The sequence below is a fragment of the Rhodococcus sp. NFXS4 genome (assembly GCF_058139645.1).
Genome location: NZ_CP192221.1, coordinates 236,504 through 252,035, shown reverse-complemented (window position 1 = coordinate 252,035; position 15,532 = coordinate 236,504). Strand labels below are relative to the sequence as shown.

Annotated in this window: 16 protein-coding genes; 8 read left to right on the top strand and 8 right to left on the bottom strand. The window is 69.0% G+C overall.

Going from position 1 to position 15,532, the window contains the following annotated elements:
- Window positions 1-71: 71 nt before the first annotated feature.
- The 3 genes from lon to J4E04_RS01210 all read right to left on the bottom strand — a co-directional run bounded on the left by lon (window position 72) and on the right by J4E04_RS01210 (window position 3,837).
- Window positions 72-2,390, bottom strand: a complete 2,319-nt coding sequence (lon, locus tag J4E04_RS01220) for an endopeptidase La (protein ID WP_222646397.1) — start codon at window positions 2,388-2,390, stop codon at window positions 72-74.
- Window positions 2,391-2,582: 192 nt separating this feature from the next.
- Window positions 2,583-2,978 (bottom strand): OsmC family protein, encoded by a 396-nt coding sequence (locus J4E04_RS01215; RefSeq protein WP_490149731.1) that lies wholly within the window; start codon window positions 2,976-2,978, stop codon window positions 2,583-2,585.
- 43 nt (window positions 2,979-3,021) lie between these two features.
- Complete coding sequence (locus tag J4E04_RS01210; protein WP_222637908.1) at window positions 3,022-3,837, bottom strand: alpha/beta fold hydrolase; 816 nt, start codon at window positions 3,835-3,837, stop codon at window positions 3,022-3,024.
- 118 nt (window positions 3,838-3,955) lie between these two features.
- Between J4E04_RS01210 and J4E04_RS01205 the strand changes: the two genes are divergently transcribed.
- Window positions 3,956-4,495, top strand: coding sequence for a DUF4190 domain-containing protein (locus J4E04_RS01205; protein WP_490149730.1), 540 nt, complete (start codon window positions 3,956-3,958; stop codon window positions 4,493-4,495).
- Between the two features lie 48 nt (window positions 4,496-4,543).
- A complete protein-coding gene (locus tag J4E04_RS01200) occupies window positions 4,544-4,810 on the top strand; it encodes a hypothetical protein (RefSeq protein ID WP_056695702.1) in 267 nt (88 codons plus the stop codon).
- A 9-nt stretch (window positions 4,811-4,819) separates the two neighbouring features.
- Here J4E04_RS01200 and J4E04_RS01195 read toward each other — a convergent pair whose 3' ends face one another.
- Window positions 4,820-5,305, bottom strand: a complete 486-nt coding sequence (locus J4E04_RS01195; RefSeq protein ID WP_027506082.1) for a ribonuclease H family protein — start codon at window positions 5,303-5,305, stop codon at window positions 4,820-4,822.
- Window positions 5,306-5,441: 136 nt separating this feature from the next.
- Between J4E04_RS01195 and J4E04_RS01190 the strand changes: the two genes are divergently transcribed.
- The 6 genes from J4E04_RS01190 to J4E04_RS01165 all read left to right on the top strand — a co-directional run bounded on the left by J4E04_RS01190 (window position 5,442) and on the right by J4E04_RS01165 (window position 10,937).
- Window positions 5,442-6,473, top strand: a complete 1,032-nt coding sequence (locus tag J4E04_RS01190) for an oxidoreductase (RefSeq protein WP_490149729.1) — start codon at window positions 5,442-5,444, stop codon at window positions 6,471-6,473.
- Window positions 6,463-7,425 carry a DNA-3-methyladenine glycosylase family protein gene (locus tag J4E04_RS01185; RefSeq protein ID WP_490149728.1) on the top strand — a complete coding sequence of 321 codons (963 nt, stop codon included), beginning with the start codon at window positions 6,463-6,465 and terminating at the stop codon, window positions 7,423-7,425. The genes J4E04_RS01190 and J4E04_RS01185 overlap by 11 nt, the downstream gene beginning before the upstream one ends.
- 175 nt (window positions 7,426-7,600) lie before the next feature.
- On the top strand, window positions 7,601-8,119 hold the full coding sequence (locus J4E04_RS01180; RefSeq protein WP_027506079.1) for a VOC family protein: 519 nt from the start codon (window positions 7,601-7,603) through the stop codon (window positions 8,117-8,119).
- Between the two features lie 61 nt (window positions 8,120-8,180).
- The gene (locus J4E04_RS01175) at window positions 8,181-9,128 is read left to right on the top strand and encodes an aldo/keto reductase (protein ID WP_490149727.1); all 948 of its coding nucleotides are present in this window, start codon (window positions 8,181-8,183) and stop codon (window positions 9,126-9,128) included.
- A gap of 10 nt (window positions 9,129-9,138) precedes the next feature.
- A complete protein-coding gene (locus J4E04_RS01170) occupies window positions 9,139-9,624 on the top strand; it encodes a DUF309 domain-containing protein (RefSeq protein ID WP_056441033.1) in 486 nt (161 codons plus the stop codon).
- 50 nt (window positions 9,625-9,674) lie between these two features.
- The gene (locus J4E04_RS01165) at window positions 9,675-10,937 is read left to right on the top strand and encodes a multidrug effflux MFS transporter (RefSeq protein WP_037185969.1); all 1,263 of its coding nucleotides are present in this window, start codon (window positions 9,675-9,677) and stop codon (window positions 10,935-10,937) included.
- Between the two features lies 1 nt (window position 10,938).
- On the opposite strand, the gene J4E04_RS01160 is transcribed toward J4E04_RS01165, so the two are convergent.
- From J4E04_RS01160 to J4E04_RS01145, 4 genes are all read right to left on the bottom strand, one after another.
- Window positions 10,939-11,703 carry a deoxyribonuclease IV gene (locus J4E04_RS01160; protein WP_222637904.1) on the bottom strand — a complete coding sequence of 255 codons (765 nt, stop codon included), beginning with the start codon at window positions 11,701-11,703 and terminating at the stop codon, window positions 10,939-10,941.
- A 9-nt stretch (window positions 11,704-11,712) separates the two neighbouring features.
- A complete protein-coding gene (locus tag J4E04_RS01155; RefSeq protein WP_051613431.1) occupies window positions 11,713-12,054 on the bottom strand; it encodes a carboxymuconolactone decarboxylase family protein in 342 nt (113 codons plus the stop codon).
- Window positions 12,055-12,095: 41 nt separating this feature from the next.
- Window positions 12,096-13,079: an NADPH:quinone oxidoreductase family protein gene (locus J4E04_RS01150; RefSeq protein WP_027506074.1), complete on the bottom strand. Its 984-nt coding sequence runs from the start codon at window positions 13,077-13,079 to the stop codon at window positions 12,096-12,098.
- A 92-nt stretch (window positions 13,080-13,171) separates the two neighbouring features.
- Window positions 13,172-15,418: a putative bifunctional diguanylate cyclase/phosphodiesterase gene (locus J4E04_RS01145; RefSeq protein ID WP_490149726.1), complete on the bottom strand. Its 2,247-nt coding sequence runs from the start codon at window positions 15,416-15,418 to the stop codon at window positions 13,172-13,174.
- Between the last annotated feature and the right edge of the window lie 114 nt (window positions 15,419-15,532).

Below are 15,532 nucleotides of genomic sequence, written 5' to 3'. Positions count from 1 at the left end.
CTGCACACCCACGGCGCGGCCCGTTCACCTGCACTGAGGGCAACCCCCGCGCTGCCCCGCTCATTCCGTGGTCAGGCCGCGGCGACCTGCTCCCGCGCAGGTTCGAGGGCTTGGGCGACGATATCGGCGACGTCCGACATGGGCCGGACGTCGACGGCAGCCCGTACCTCGGCCGGCACGTCGTCGAGATCGGGCTCGTTCCGCGCGGGAACGAACACGGTGGTGAGTCCGGCGCGCTGAGCGGCGAGCAACTTCTGCTTCACCCCACCGATCGGGAGTACCCGACCGTTCAGCGAGACCTCGCCCGTCATCCCGACGTCGGACCGCACGGGTCGCCCCGTCGCCATCGACACCAGCGCGGTGACCATCGTGACGCCCGCGGACGGGCCGTCCTTCGGTACGGCGCCGGCCGGCACGTGGATGTGGATCGCCTTGTCCAGCGCCGTGGGGTCCACCCCGAGTTCCGCCGCGTGCGACCGCACGTAGGAGAGCGCGATCTGCGCCGACTCCTTCATGACGTCGCCGAGCTGACCGGTGAGAGTGAGACCGGCGGTGTCACCCGTCGAGCTCGCCTCGATGAACAGGACGTCGCCGCCCAGACCGGTCACGGCCAGGCCCGTCGCGACACCGGGGACCTCGGTGCGTTCGTGTGCCTCGGGGGTGAAGCGGGGCCGTCCGAGGTAGGTGACCAGATCGGGCTCGTCCACCGTGATGGGCCGCTCGTCCTGCGCCAGCACGGTCGCCACCTTGCGCAACGCCTTCGCCAGCAGTCGCTCGAACTGACGGACACCGGGCTCACGGGTGTAGTCGGCGGCGATCGTGCGGAGTGCAGCGTCCGTGACGGTCACCTCGGCATCGGTCAGTGCAGCACGGTCGACCTGCCGCGGAAGCAGGTGGTTCCGTGCGATGACGACCTTGTCGTCCTCGGTGTAGCCGTCGATGGTCACCAGTTCCATACGGTCCAGCAGCGCTGTCGGAATCTGGTCGATCACGTTGGCGGTCGCCAGGAACACCACGTCCGACAGGTCGAGATCGAGGTCCAGGTAATGGTCCCGGAACGTGTGGTTCTGAGCCGGATCGAGCACCTCGAGCAGCGCCGCCGCGGGGTCACCGCGGAAGTCCGACCCGATCTTGTCGATCTCGTCCAGCAGGACGACGGGATTCATCGAGCCTGCCTCGGCGATCGCACGCACGATCCGGCCCGGCAAAGCTCCGACGTACGTACGCCGGTGTCCGCGAATCTCGGCCTCGTCGCGCACGCCACCGAGGGCGACGCGAACGAACTTGCGGCCCAAAGCCTTCGCCACCGACTCACCCAGCGAGGTCTTGCCGACGCCGGGAGGACCGGCCAGCACCATGACGGCACCGGATCCACGTCCGCCCACCACCGTCAGACCGCGTGAAGCGCGCCTCGACCGGACGGCCAGGTACTCGGTGATGCGGTCCTTCACGTCGTCGAGTCCGTGGTGGTCGGCATCGAGAACGGCGCGCGCTGCCACGATGTCCGTGCTGTCGTCGGTCGTCACCGTCCACGGCAGTTCCAGGACCGTGTCCAACCACGTTCGGATCCAACCACTCTCGGGACTCTGATCGCTCGAGCGCTCCAGCCGGCCCACCTCGCGCAGCGCCGCCTCACGAACCGAGTCGGGCAGGTCTGCGGATTCGACGCGTCCGCGGTAGTCGTCGGCACCGTCGGGCTCGCCCTCGCCCAGCTCCTTGCGGATGGCGGCGAGTTGCTGGCGCAGCAGGAATTCCTTCTGCGTCTTCTCCATGCCGTCGCGGACGTCGCCGGCGATCTTGTCCGTCACCTCTACCTCGGCGAGGTGGTCGGTGGTCCACTCGGTCAGCACCGTCAATCGTGCTGCCACGTCCGGGGTCTCGAGCAACTGTCGCTTCTGGACATCGGTGAGCCACGACGCGTAGCCGGCGGTGTCGGCCAGCGCGGACGGGTCCGAGAGCTTGTTCACCGAGTCGATGACCTGCCATGCCTCGCGGCGCTGCAACATGGCCAAAACGAGCTTCTTGTACTCCGCGGCGAGAGTCCGTACGGCGTCCGTCGGCTCCGGCTCGGACACCGGCTCGGCCTCCACCCAGAGGGCCGCGCCGGGGCCGCTCACGCCGGACCCGATGTGCGCACGCTTCTCCGCCTTCAGCACCGCAGCCGGCTCACCGGTCGCGAGACGGCCGACCTGCACGATCGTCGCCACGACGCCGTAGGCGGGGTAGCGGTCGTCCAGTCGTGGGGCGATCAGCAGAGTGCCGTCGGCGCTGGTCCGCGCGGCGTCGACCGCAGCGCGGGCAGCGTCGTCAAGTTCGACCGGCACGACCATGCCGGGCAGGACGACGGGGTCGGTCAGGAACAGAACGGGCAGGCGAGTCGATTCGCTCATGGGGTCCTCCAAAGTTCAGCGTGATCAGCTCAACTTGGCGGTGGGCCCCGGTGTTCCCGCAGATGAGGGCGTTCGCTGGAGGCGGACATGGCGGGGGCCGAGAGTGGTTCCCGCAGGCATTCCATGCTCCCGCAGCGGCTGCAACCACTACGGCGAGGCGGAACACCCGCGGGAACGGTCAGCCGGCGGCGCTCACTCGCTCAGCGTCACGTCCACGCCGGTGACGGTCTTGAGGAACGGGCAGATCGAGCGGGCCTGCTCCAGCACGTCGCCCGGGTTGTCGACGCCCGGCAGTGTCACGCCGAGGCGGTAGGTCGCGTCGTAGCCCGCACCGTCGGCGGAGGACAGCGTCACCTGTCCCTCCACCGACGCGCCGTCGAGGGATCCCCCCGCGGTACCGACGGCGATGCGCAGCGATTCGAGCAGGCAGGAGCTCAGTGCAGCGGCCATCAGCTGCTCGGGGTTGGTGGCCCCACCCGGACCGCCGAGGTCGGAGGGCTCGTGGACATCGAGGGAGAGCACGTCGTCGCTCGAGGAGATCGATCCGTCGGTGGCGGTGACAGTGGCGGTGTACAGGTCTTGGCTCATGCCTGCCGGGTGTCCGCGAACTGCTGTCCGCAAACCATCGAGGTCACGAGTGCTCGGCGAGAAAGCCGAGCACCTCGTCCTCGAACTTGCGCGGCTCGTCGAGAAACAGTGCGTGACTGCTGTTCTCGAACACGACGGTGCGCGCGCCGGGAATCGTGTCACCCACGTACTGTGCCGCTTCCCACGGGAACGCCTTGTCGTGCTTGCCCACCATGACCAGCGACGGCAGATCGAGTGTCGGCAGCAGATCGCGCCAGTCGTGATGGGTGTGGTCCGCCATCACCGCGTTGCGCGCGTCCGAGGGCATCTTCGTCATCTCCGCGAGGAGGACCTCGACACGCTCGGCGGGGAGGTCGGTGGCGGTGATCTCGTCGAGCTGTTCGCGGTCGAAGTTCTCGCGGTCGTACGTCACACGGCCCTGCACCGCGGCCAGCGACGCGTCGTCGAAGATGCTGGTGTGCGCCAGAGTCCACTCGGGCGTCCGGTACTGCCGCGGAGTCTGCGCGACGTAGATCGCCTGCGCCAACAGGTCGTTGCCGAACAGTTCCTGGTAACTCCAGATCACCGGACAGCCCAGCGACCACCCCAGAACGGTGACGTCCGTCAGCTCCAGGCCCACGAGCAGATCGCGGAGGTCCTTGGCCAACCTCGACACCCGGTAACCGTGGCCCGGGTCCTCCGAATCACCGTGTGCGCGCATGTCGACGGTGATCACTCGGGCGTGCTCGGCGAGTCGATCGACACTGCCGTCGAAGAATCGGCCGCTGAATCCCCACCCGTGCAGCATCACGAGCGGCCGCCCCGTTCCCTGATCGGTGTAGTGCAGGACTGTGCCGTCGCTGACGGTCCACGTACTCATCCTGCTGAGATACCCCACCGGACACCTGCGGTAACGGTGCGATCACGCACCCACGCCGAAGGTGCCGTCCGGCGCTACAGTGCGAGACACCAGCCGAGTCGCCCGTCAGGAGAGACCAGTGAGCGGTCCCACGCCCGAGTACGGCCAGCAGCCCGAGTACGGCGGGCAACCGCCGTACGGCCAGCAGCCTCAGTACGGTCAGCAGCCCGGTTCCGGCGGGCAGTACCCACCACCCGGCGGCTACGACGGCGGCTACGGCCAGCCCCCGGTCAGCCCGAAGAACGGCGTGGGAATCGCGGCGCTGATTCTCGGCATCCTGTCGATCCTGGCCTTCTGGACCTTCGGATTCGGCATCTTCCTGGGCATCATCGCCGTGGTGCTCGGCGTGCTCGGCCGCGGCCGAGTCAAGCGCCGCGAAGCCACGAACGGCGGCGTCGCCACGACGGGGCTGGTGCTGGGTGTCCTCGGCATCATCGGTGGCGCGGTGTTCATCGCCCTGACCGTATGGGTGTTCAACGAGGTGGGAGTCGGCGACCTCGCGACCTGCCTCAGCGACGCCGGTGGCGACGCGACACGGGTCGAGCAGTGCCAGCAGCAGTTCACCGACAATCTGGAGAACCAGTTCTCGGTGACCCTGACGCCCGCTCCGACGCCGTGACAGGTGCGGAAGGGTTGACCGCGCGGTCGATCGGGCACACCGGTGCTCATGAGTGATTCCGTGAACGAGCCCGTCGACACCGCATCCATCGACCCGCGCGAGGAGTCCAAGGGCACGGGTGCGGACACTGCACAGAGTCCGGACGAGCGCGACGAGGCCGTGCGCGAGTTCGACAACCATGCCGAGGCCGAGCCGGCGCCGACCCTCGATCGGAGTGAAGCCGCCGTGGACGAGGGCAAGGATCTGCCCGCCCCGAGTCCGCGCGACGTGACCGCCGGCGACAAGGACGACAAGCAGACCGCTCGCCAGGAATGAGCCTCTGCTCTAGAAGAGCGTGACGGGTTCCTGTGCGCCCACCGGCTCGCACGGCGTCAGCGAACCGTCTCGGATCGCCCGCGCAGCGATTCCTGCCAGCTCGTCCGCCATCTCGTTGAACTGGTTGCCCACGTGTCCGCGGACCCAGCGGAACCGCACCGGACCCTCGCGCTCGGTGATGGCACGGTCGATCGCGCGTACCAGTTCCAGATTGCGCACCGGCCCACCCGTGGACGTGCGCCAGCCCTTGCGCTTCCATCCGGCGAGCCACTCCGACGCACACTTGATGGCGTACTGACTGTCCGACTCGATGAGCATCGGCTCCGGACCCGGATGCGCGGCCACGGCCTCGTACAACGCCCTGAGCTCGGCGATCTGATTCGTGCCGGACGCTTCTCCGCCGGAGGCGGACGGGCCGGTGTGGTCGACCCAGGCCCAGCCGATGGCCCCGCCGGGGTTCTTCAGGCACGAACCGTCGGTACTCACGATGATCACCCTCGAGACAGTACGGCCGAGGACCGACAATTCCGCGGTCCCGCGCCGAGCGCACACCCTGTCCACGGCTCGGCCTACTCTCGAACGTGAACCATCAGCCCAGACCGCGATCTGGACCGACACAGGGAGACGCCACGTGACCTCGCCGACCGACGATCGATCCGCCACCGAGATCCCGGAGAACTTCCGCGCCCTGGTCGCCCGGCAGACCGACGACGGTGTGGATCTGACGTCCGAGACGGTCGACCTGTCGTTCCTGCCGGAGGGCGAGGTGGTCGTCCGCGTCGAGTACTCGGGCGCCAACTACAAGGACGCCCTGGCCGTCACCCCGAAGGGCGGAGTGGTGCGGGAGTACCCCATCGTCCCCGGCATCGACCTCGCCGGTGTGGTGGTCTCCTCGACGTCCGACGGGGTGTCGGTCGGTGACCGCGTCGTGGCACACGGCTACGAGATCGGCACCGGACGTCACGGCGGCTACGCCGAGTACGCGCGTACTCCGGCCGAGTGGGTCGTGCCGCTCGCGGACGGACTGTCGACGGCCGACGCCGCCACCATCGGCACCGCGGGCTTCACCGCCGCACTCAGCGTGCAGGCCCTGCTGGCGCGTGGCCTCACCCCGTCCGACGGTCCGGTACTGGTCACCGGAGCGAGCGGTGGGGTCGGCAGTGTCAGCGTGGACCTGTTGTCGCAGGCCGGGTTCGAGGTGGTCGCCTCCACCGGCAAGGAGTCGGCACACGACCTGCTGACCATACTCGGCGCGTCCTCGATCATCGGCCGCCTCCCCGAGGACCCCGACGCGGCGCCGCGTCCCCTCGGGAAGGCGCAGTGGGCCGCCGCGGTCGACTGTGTCGGCGGCAAGACCCTCGCGCACGTACTCAGCACCATGAGGTACGGCGGCGCGGTCGCCGCCAGCGGGCTCACCGGGGGAGCCGGGCTCTCGACCACGGTGTTGCCCTTCATTCTCCGGGGAGTGGCCCTGCTGGGCATCGACTCGGTGCAGTTGCCGATCGAGGCCCGACGCACCCTGTGGAACGACCTGGCCGGTTCCCTGCGCCCGAGTCGGCTCGCCGAGGTCACCACCGAGGTGACTCTCGACGAGGTGGCGGGAGTGCTCGACTCCCTGCGCGACGGGGCCACCATCGGTCGCACCCTCGTCCGTGTCGGCTAGCTCGTTTCCCGTGCTCGATCCCGGACACACTTCCCGCGGCGGTGCGGTGGAGATCACGCTCACCTCGGATCGCCCGCTCGCCCTGCGGTATTCGTTGTCGCCACACCGCCGCGGAGCGGGCGATCCCGCCCATCGGGTGGAGGCCGACGGATCCATCTGGCGCACCTCACGGTTTCGCACGGGGCCGGTGACGTATCGCCTGCGCCAGGTGGACCGGTTCGAGGTGACCTGCGAGGCCTGGGGCGCCGGCTCCGCGGAGTTCCTCGACTCTCTTCCGGGGCTCGTGGGCATGGAGGACGACGCCGACGGATTCGCGCCCGAGCATCGCATCCTCGCGGAGGCGCATCGTCGATTTCCCCACCTGCGTATCGGCCGCACCGGGCAGGTCATGGAGGCGCTGGTCCCGGCCGTTCTGGAGCAGAAGGTGCACGGGGTCGCTGCCTTCGCGGCATGGCGCCACCTGCTCTCGAAGTTCGGCGAGCCGGCACCGGGACCGGCGCCCGCGGGGATGCGGGTACCGCCGCCCGCCGAGGTCTGGCGGCGGGTGCCGTCCTGGGAGTTCCACCGGGCGAACGTGGATCCGAAGCGCTCCAAGACGATCGTGCGGAGCGCCGCCCTGGCCGACAAGCTCGAACCGATCGTGTCCATGACGAGGGAGGATGCCGAGCGCCGGTTGCGCCACGTTCCCGGAATCGGCGTGTGGACCGCGGCCGAGGTGATGCAACGGGCGCTGGGAGATGCGGACGCTCTGTCCGTCGGCGACTACCACCTGGCGTCGGTGATCGGATGGACGTTGACGGGGGCACCGATGACGGACGACGAGATGCTCGAGTACCTGGCGCCGATCCGGCCGCACCGCTATCGCGCGGTACGTCTGCTCGAGGTCAGCGGAACGGCCCTGCGCCCGAAGTTCGGTCCGCGCACCGTGGTCACCGACCACCGCCATCACTGACGGACGCTGCGAGGTGTGTGCACACAGGTACTGGTGAGCCCACACGATCTCCCGCACGCAGGAGCGGGTGTTCGGTTCACGCAGGCTGTGTCCTCGCGGCTGCGGGAACAATCGGGGTACAGTTCAACTTGAAGCTTCAAGCTAGCGACAACGCCTCGATCCGAAGGGACCTCTCATGGCCATCTCCCGCCTGAACCACGCCGTGCTCTACGTGCGCGACGCCCAGCGCAGCGCACGCTTCTACTCGGACGTGCTCGGTTTCCGCGTCGTCATGTCCATGGGCGATCGCGCCGTGTTCGTGCAGGCGCCGGACAGCACGAACGACCACGACCTCGGCCTGTTCTCCGTTGGCGACGGAGCGGGCGCGTCCCCGGCCGGCCGCAGCACCGTCGGGCTCTACCACCTGGCCTGGGAGGTGCAGACGCTGTCCGATCTCGTCGACCTGCGGGAGAAGCTGGCCACCGCGGGCGCGCTGGTCGGCGCATCCGATCACTCGACGTCCAAGAGTCTCTACGGCCAGGATCCCGACGGCATCGAGTTCGAGATCGCCTGGCTCGTTCCCGCGGACCGCATCGACGACGCCGTCCTCCACGGTCGTTCCAGCATCGCTCCGCTGGACCTCGACGCGGAGATCGCTCGTTACGGCGCCGACACCACGGGCGGCATCGGCGTCAGCACGGCGGCGCTGTCCTGACGGACGCTTCTCACCCGGTGCCGGGCGGAAATAGCGACGGCTCACAGGTGTTGCACCGAACATGACTCGTATCGGAACCTCGGACCTGGACGTCTTCCCGCTCGCACTCGGTGCCAACACCTTCGGATGGACGAGCGACGAGCCGGACTCGCACCGCATCATCGAGGCCTTCCTCGGAGCCGGTGGTTCGCTGATCGACACCGCGGACTCGTACTCCGCCTTCGCCCCCGGCAACTCGGGCGGCGAGTCGGAGACGGTGATCGGGAACTGGTTCACCTCGACGGGCCGGCGCGACGACGTCGTCCTGGCCACCAAGGTGAGCCAGCACCCGCAGTTCAAGGGTCTGGCCGCGGGCACGGTCGCTGCCGCGGCCGACGCGTCGTTGCAGCGCCTGCAGACCGATCGCATCGACCTCTACTACGCACACTTCGATGACGCGGACACCCCGCTCGAGGAGACGGTGGCCGCCTTCGACGCACTCGTGAAGGCCGGCAAGGTGCGGTACGTCGGTGTCTCCAACTACACGGCGGAGCGCGCGCGGCAGTGGATCGACATCGCACAGCGCGAGGGGTTCGGCGCACCCGTGGCGCTGCAGCCGCACTACAACCTGGTGCATCGCCGCAGCTACGAGCCGGAGCTGATGGAGGTCGCCGAGAAGAATCAGTTGGGCGTCTGCCCGTACTTCGCGCTCGCGTCGGGCTTCCTGACGGGCAAGTACCGCACGCGCGAGGACATCGAGGGCACACCCCGTGCAGCGATGACGTCCGGCTACTTCAGTGACGCCGGCCTCGAGGTCGTCGGTGCGCTCGCCGACATCGCGGACGCTCACGGCTCCGCGATCCCCACCGTGGCACTGGCGTGGCTGCTCTCCCGCAACGGCATCGTGGCACCCATCGCCAGCGCGAGCCGTCTCGAACAGCTCGCGTCCCTGACGGACGCCTCGACGTTGTCGCTGACCGCCGACGAGCTCGACCGTCTGACCGCATTGTCGGACAAGGTCGGCGAGTAGCGTCGTCTCGGTGGTCACGCCGAGACGAGAGCGCAACCCCGAGGGCCGGCCGCAGAACGGCCGGCCCCGCGACGGGCTCGGACGTCCCCTGCCCCGCGGAGCCGAGGGCGTCGAGCGCATTCCGGACGACGTCCAGCTCCCGCCGGTCGAGTCCCTGGTCCGTGCCCAGCAACTCCTCGACGACGGCATGCCCTTCCACGCGCACGAGATCCTCGAAGGCACGTGGAAGATCAGTACGCCAGGGGAACGTGCACTCTGGCAGGGTCTGGCCCAGCTCGCCGTCGGTCTCACCCACCTGCTGCGGGGGAATCGCGTGGGAGCCACCTCGCTGTTGACGCAGGGACGTGATCGCATCGGGACGTACGCCGACGCACCCCACGACATCGACATCGCGGGCCTGATGCGGTGGGCCGACCTTCTGGTGGCTGCGCTGGACCGCGGGGAGTCCCCGCTTCCGACAGTCCCGCACCTCACGCATCGCCGACAGTTCACCTGACCGTCACACGGATCGGGAACACATCGCGGCCGCACGGTGCTGCACCCCGGGTGACGACAGACTCCCGCACCACCTCGGCGACTCCCGGCACGGCAGTCGGTACCTCCGACCAGCCGGCCGCACCCTCCAGGCTTCGCACCATCCTGGTTCTCGGCGCCCTCGTCGCGCTGGGGCCGCTCACGATCGACGTCTACCTCCCGGCACTGCCCGCGATCACCGAGGACCTCGGGTCCACGGATGCCGCGGTGCAGTTCACCCTCACCGGCACCCTCATCGGACTGGCCGTGGGACAGCTGGTGATCGGGCCGCTCTCGGACTCCCTGGGACGTCGACGGCCCCTCATCGCCGGAACGATGATCCACATCGTCGCGTCGCTCCTGTGCATGATCGCTCCGACCGTCGGCGTCCTGGGTGTGACCCGAGCCCTGCAGGGCTTCGGTGCCGCCGCCGCCATGGTCATCGCGATCGCCATCGTCCGCGACCTGTTCGACGGCAGGGCCGCCGCCACCGTGATGTCGCGTCTGGTCCTGGTCATGGGCGTCGCGCCGATCGTGGCACCCAGCCTCGGCAGCCTCGTCCTCATCCACGGGTCGTGGCGCGGCGTGTTCGCCGGGCTCGCGGTCGTGGGTGCCGCCCTCATGCTCGTGGCGATGTTCCTGCTGAAGGAGACGCTCCCGGAGGAGCGTCGTCGACCCAACGAGTTCCTGCCCGTCCTGCGCACCTACGGATCGTTGCTCGGCGACCGACGGTTCGTGGTTCTCGTTCTCGTGGCCGGCCTCGGTATGTCCGCGCTGTTCGCCTACATCTCCGGCAGCTCGTTCGTGCTGCAGGACGGGTACGGACTCGGCGAGCAGCAGTTCGCCCTGGTGTTCGGCATCGGCGCCGTCGCACTGATCAGCGCGTCGCAACTCAACGTCCTGGCGCTGCAGCGCTTCACCCCGCAGCGGATCGTCACCGTGGCACTGGTCGCGATGGCCGCGTCCGGCGCCGCCCTCATCATCACCACGACCACCGGATTCGGCGGCATCGTCGGATTCATGGTGCCCGTGCTGTTCGTGCTGGCGTCGGCAGGATTCGTCATGCCCAACTCCCCGGCGCTCGCCCTGTCACGCCACGGTGAGGCCGCCGGCACCGCCGCCGCTCTGCTGGGTGCCGCGCAGTTCGGCATCGGTGCGCTCATCGCGCCCCTGGTGGGCGTCCTCGGCAACGACGGCCCGGCCATGGCCATCGCGATGACCGGTGGCGCGACCATCGCGCTGCTCGCTCTCGCGAGCGTCCGGTCCGAGAAGCCGGTACCCGCCGACGCGGTCTGACTCAGAGCGAGCGGAGGTACGCGACGTCGTCCTTCATGCCGTCGGCGGGCGTCTCCAGCATCACCGGAGCGTCCGCCGCGGCGGCGACGGCGGCCAGCACCTCGGCCTCGATCTCGCCGCTCTCGAGATTGGCGTGACGGTCGCGAGCCGAATCGAACTCGTCGCGAGAGTTGTTCAGGTGCACCAGGTCGATGCGTCCGGTGATCGCCTTGACGCGCTCCACGGCGTCCACGAGGTCCTCGCCGCCGGCCCAGGCGTGGCACGTGTCGAGGCAGAACCCTGCTCCGAACTCCCCGACGGCGTCCCAGAGGCGAGCGATGGCGTCGAAGCGCCGCGCCATCGCGAAGTCGCCGCCGGCGGTGTTCTCGATCCAGATCGGAACCGCGAATCCACCGGATTCCGACTGCCGTTCGAACAGCTTGCGCCAGTTGGCCACTCCCTCGGCGGGATCCTCCCCGTCGCGAACGTGTCCACCGTGGACCACCAACCCGAGAGCACCGATCTCTGCGGCCACGTCGGCCTGCTGCGCGACGGCCTTGCGGGACGGGATGCGGATGCGGTTGTTCAGGCTCGCGACGTTGATGACGTAGGACGAGTGGACGACGATGTCGACCGCACTGTCCCGGACCGCCTCCAACCCCGAACCGACAACGGGCTTGTTCCACTTCTGCGGGTCCGTGAGGAACAGTTGCACCAGGTCGACGTCGAGATCCTCGGCCTCGCCGAGCGGGTTCTCCGAGTTGCGGACGTGTGCACCGATACGCATGTCCCGACCTTACTCGAGCGGACCCAGCTCCTCGTCGAGTACTCGCTGCACCACCCGCATCGCTGCGAGCGCCGCCGGCGCGCCGCAGTAGCCACTGGCGTGGACCACGGACTCCACGATCTCCTCGCGGGTCAGACCGTTGGTGAGTGCGCCCCGGATGTGCCCGCCGAGCTCCTGCTCGGCCCGGAGGGCGATCAGCATGCCGATGTTCAGCAGGCTCCGACTCCGTCGGTCGAGGCCCGGCCTGTTCCACACGGCGTCCCACACGTGCTCGGTGACGTGGCGTTGCAACGCTTCCGAGTCGGTGCCCGTGCTGTTCTCGAGGGCGGCCGCGACGAAGGTATCGCCCATCACCTCGCGGCGGACCGCGAGACCGTCCCGATAGGCATCACTCACTGCAGCGTCACCACGACTTTGCCTGTGGCGGTCCGGTTCTCGAGAGATGCGATGGCCTCGCCGGCCTTGTCGAGCGGGTACACCACCGGCTCCGGCGCCACCAGCGCGCCCGAGGCGAACAGCGGCTCGAGCTCGGCCCACTGCGTCGTCGTGTAACCGGGCCGGCTCATCCACCACGCACCCCATCCGGCGCCGACGACCTCGACGTTGCTCAGCAGCAGTCGGTTGACCTTGACCGTCGGGATGTCGCCACCGGTGAAGCCGATGACCACGAGTCGACCCGCAGGCGCCAGCGATCGGATGCTGTCGGTGAAGCGATCCCCGCCGACGGGGTCGATGACGATGTCGACTCCGCGGCCACCGGTGAGTTCCTTGACCGTGTCCTTCCAGCCCTCGCCGTTCGGGCCCTGCAGCATCACCACATCGGTGGCGCCCGCGGCGCGAGCGACCTCGGCCTTGGCCTCGCTGCTCACCACCGCGATGGTGCGTGACGCTCCCAGTACCGGGGCGAGTCGCAGCGTCGATGTCCCGATGCCGCCACCGGCGCCGTGGACCAGGACGGTCTCGCCCTCGGCCAGACGTCCACGCTCGCGGAGGGCGAAGTGCACCGTCAGATCGTTGAACAGCAGTCCCGCACCGGCCTCGAACGAGACGGCGTCGGGCAGCGCGAAGACGAGGTCGGGGGTCGCCACCGCCACCTCGGCCATACCGCCGCCGAATCCGGTCAGCGCCGCCACTCGGTCACCGGGCGCGAATCCCGAGCCCTCGGGCGCGGACCGCACGACACCGGCGACCTCGCTTCCGGGCACGAACGGCAGGTCCGGCTTGTACTGGTAGAGCCCACGACTGAGCAGTGCGTCGGGGAAGGCCACGCCGGCCGCACGCACGTCGATCACCACGCCGTCGCCGGTGGGCTCGTCGAGATCGGTGAGGGTGAGGGCTTCGGGGCCTTCGAGGGTGGTCACCTGCACTGCGCGCACGGACTGTCCTTTCGCCGGTCGACGGTCGAGGGGTGGTGCGAGTCGACTCGGGCCTCAGGTTACAAAGAACCCGCCGTCGCCGGTGCGCTGGGTCACACAGCAGTACGAGCGGCGCCCACTGCAGAGTTCACGGCCTTCACCGTGCGCACGACGTCGCCCGCGGGAACCGGCCGCGCGATGTGGAAGCCCTGCACCGCGTCGCATCCGAGTCCGCGCAGCACGTCGAGGGTGTGTTCGTCCTCGACGCCCTCGGCCACGATGTGCAGACCCATGCTGTGCGCGAGAGCGATGGTGGATCGGACGATCGCGAGGTTGGCGGAGTCCGACGCGAGCGAGGTGACGAAGGACCGGTCCATCTTCAGCTGCTGCACCGGAAGCGACGCCAGGTACGTCAAGGAGCTGTACCCCGTGCCGAAGTCGTCGATGGAGAGCGAGACTCCCTGCGCGCGAAGCGCTTCGAGCGTGTCGATGGATCGTTCGGGATCGGTCATCGCGGACGACTCGGTGACCTCGAAGACGACGGCGTGCCCGGGAAGGCCGTGGTCGTCCAGAGCTGTTCGCACTCGGGACGCCAGGGAGGAGTCCACGAGATCCCGGACGGAGAGATTGACGGCCACGTCGATGTCCAGTCCCGCCAGCCGCCAGCGTCGGCACGCGGCCATCGCCGTGTCGATGACGAACGACGTGACGGCCGGGAGCATGCCGGTCTGCTCCGCGCTCGGCAGGAACGCGGCCGGCAGCAGCAGCCCCTCGCGCGGATGTCGCCACCGCAGAAGGGCTTCCATTCCCGACACGGCTCCGGTGCGCAGGTCGAGGCGGGGCTGGAAGAACACCTCGAGCTCACCTCCCGTGATGGCGTCCTCCAACTCGCCCATCCTGCGGAGCTGATCGATCCTGTCGATGTCCATCGTGTGGTCGTAGACGGCCAGTCGCGGTTGCCGGGACTTCGCGGCCACCACGGCGGCGTACGCCCGCTGCACCAGCTCCTCGGATCGTGGGTGCGGCGTGTCGGTCGACAGTGCCACGGCCACACTGCTTTCCAGCGTCAGCTTCATGTCCCGCACCTCGAGCGGGGCCCCGACCGCGCGTTGCGCAGCGATCGCGACCGCCACGGCGTCGTGCCTGTCGACGGGGCCCGGCAGGACGAGGGCGAACTCGTCACCCCCGAGACGTCCCACCGTCGCCGACGAGTCCACCGTGTCGACGAGTCGGCGACCGATCTCGGTGAGCACCTGATCTCCCACCGCGTAGCCGAAGGTCTGGTTGATGTCGGAGAACCGGTTGAGATCCACCAGCACCAGGGCCACTCCGTCGCGGCCCTCCGGACCGAGGATCTCGTGCAGCCGACGCCCGAGCCGGCCGCGGTTCGCCAGTCCCGTGACGGAATCGGTGTCGGCCGCAAGGCGCAGTGCCCGCGACTGTCGTTGCAGCAGTGTGAGGAACGAGGTCATCCGCACGGCGCCGAGGACGACGATGATCGAGGCGGCGATCACCACCGCGGGCCCCCAGCGAGTGACCGGAGTGCCGCGCATCAGTTCGATGCTCATGACGACCGGCGTCATCGCCACGGCCGAGGTCAGCAGGATCAGTCGAGCCATCCCCGTCTGCGCACGACTGATGGTGCTGACACGCGGACGCTCGTCCTGTCGCAACGCCGCCGCACCGAAGAGCACGTAGGACGCGAGCCAGCAGACGTTGAGGACCGTGTTCGCGGCGGGACCGTCCGCGACCACCACGTACGAGGTGTAGTCGGCGACCACCATCAGTGCCGTGGCCGCACCCAGCAGCCAGTGGGTGGTGGAGCCCGCGCGTCGCTTCAACACGACGAAGACGAGCAGTACCAGCAGGAAGACGTCGATCTCGGTGTAGAAGATGCCGAGCCACGTTCCGGCGTCGGGCACGCGCTCGCCTCGGGGACCGGACACCACGACCCAGGACGCGAGACCCACCCCCGCGGTCATGATCGCGGCTTCGAGTCCGTCCGCCGGACTCAGCATCGGGGTCCCCGAACTGCGGACCGACAGCAGGGCCACGACGATGAGGAGGTACCCCAGGACGTAGGCGGCGTCCGCCACCGACGGGAGAGGTACGCCGCCGCCCGAGTTCTCCATCACCGCGATCGCGATGTCGCCGACGACCCAGAACGACAGCGCCGACGCGACGATCCACCACGAATGGGTGCTCACCTTGCGGTGTGCGCGGATGCCGACAGGAATGGACGCCACCGCACCCACGGCGATGACGCAGTACAGCACGCTGGACACCACGCCGGGCGGAAGCGTCGCGTACACGGCGATCGCGAGCGCACCGACCACGAGAAAACGGGTCGGCGAGGACATCGAGACCATGCTGCCTCTCTCGTGACCCCGACCGACATGGACGGAATGAATGTACCGCCGCCGACGGGCGCGCATCGCGGAAATCCCGCGAAGAGAGCGCGGTCACCAAGTGAA

Coding starts and splice junctions, on each gene's coding strand:
- lon (WP_222646397.1), bottom strand. CDS start 2,390: ATGAGCGAATCGACTCGCCTGCCCGTTCTGTTCCTGACCGACCCCGTC.
- J4E04_RS01215 (WP_490149731.1), bottom strand. CDS start 2,978: ATGAGCCAAGACCTGTACACCGCCACTGTCACCGCCACCGACGGATCG.
- J4E04_RS01210 (WP_222637908.1), bottom strand. CDS start 3,837: ATGAGTACGTGGACCGTCAGCGACGGCACAGTCCTGCACTACACCGAT.
- J4E04_RS01200 (WP_056695702.1), top strand. CDS start 4,544: ATGAGTGATTCCGTGAACGAGCCCGTCGACACCGCATCCATCGACCCG.
- J4E04_RS01180 (WP_027506079.1), top strand. CDS start 7,601: ATGGCCATCTCCCGCCTGAACCACGCCGTGCTCTACGTGCGCGACGCC.
- J4E04_RS01175 (WP_490149727.1), top strand. CDS start 8,181: ATGACTCGTATCGGAACCTCGGACCTGGACGTCTTCCCGCTCGCACTC.
- J4E04_RS01160 (WP_222637904.1), bottom strand. CDS start 11,703: ATGCGTATCGGTGCACACGTCCGCAACTCGGAGAACCCGCTCGGCGAG.
- J4E04_RS01155 (WP_051613431.1), bottom strand. CDS start 12,054: ATGGGCGATACCTTCGTCGCGGCCGCCCTCGAGAACAGCACGGGCACC.
- J4E04_RS01145 (WP_490149726.1), bottom strand. CDS start 15,418: ATGTCCTCGCCGACCCGTTTTCTCGTGGTCGGTGCGCTCGCGATCGCC.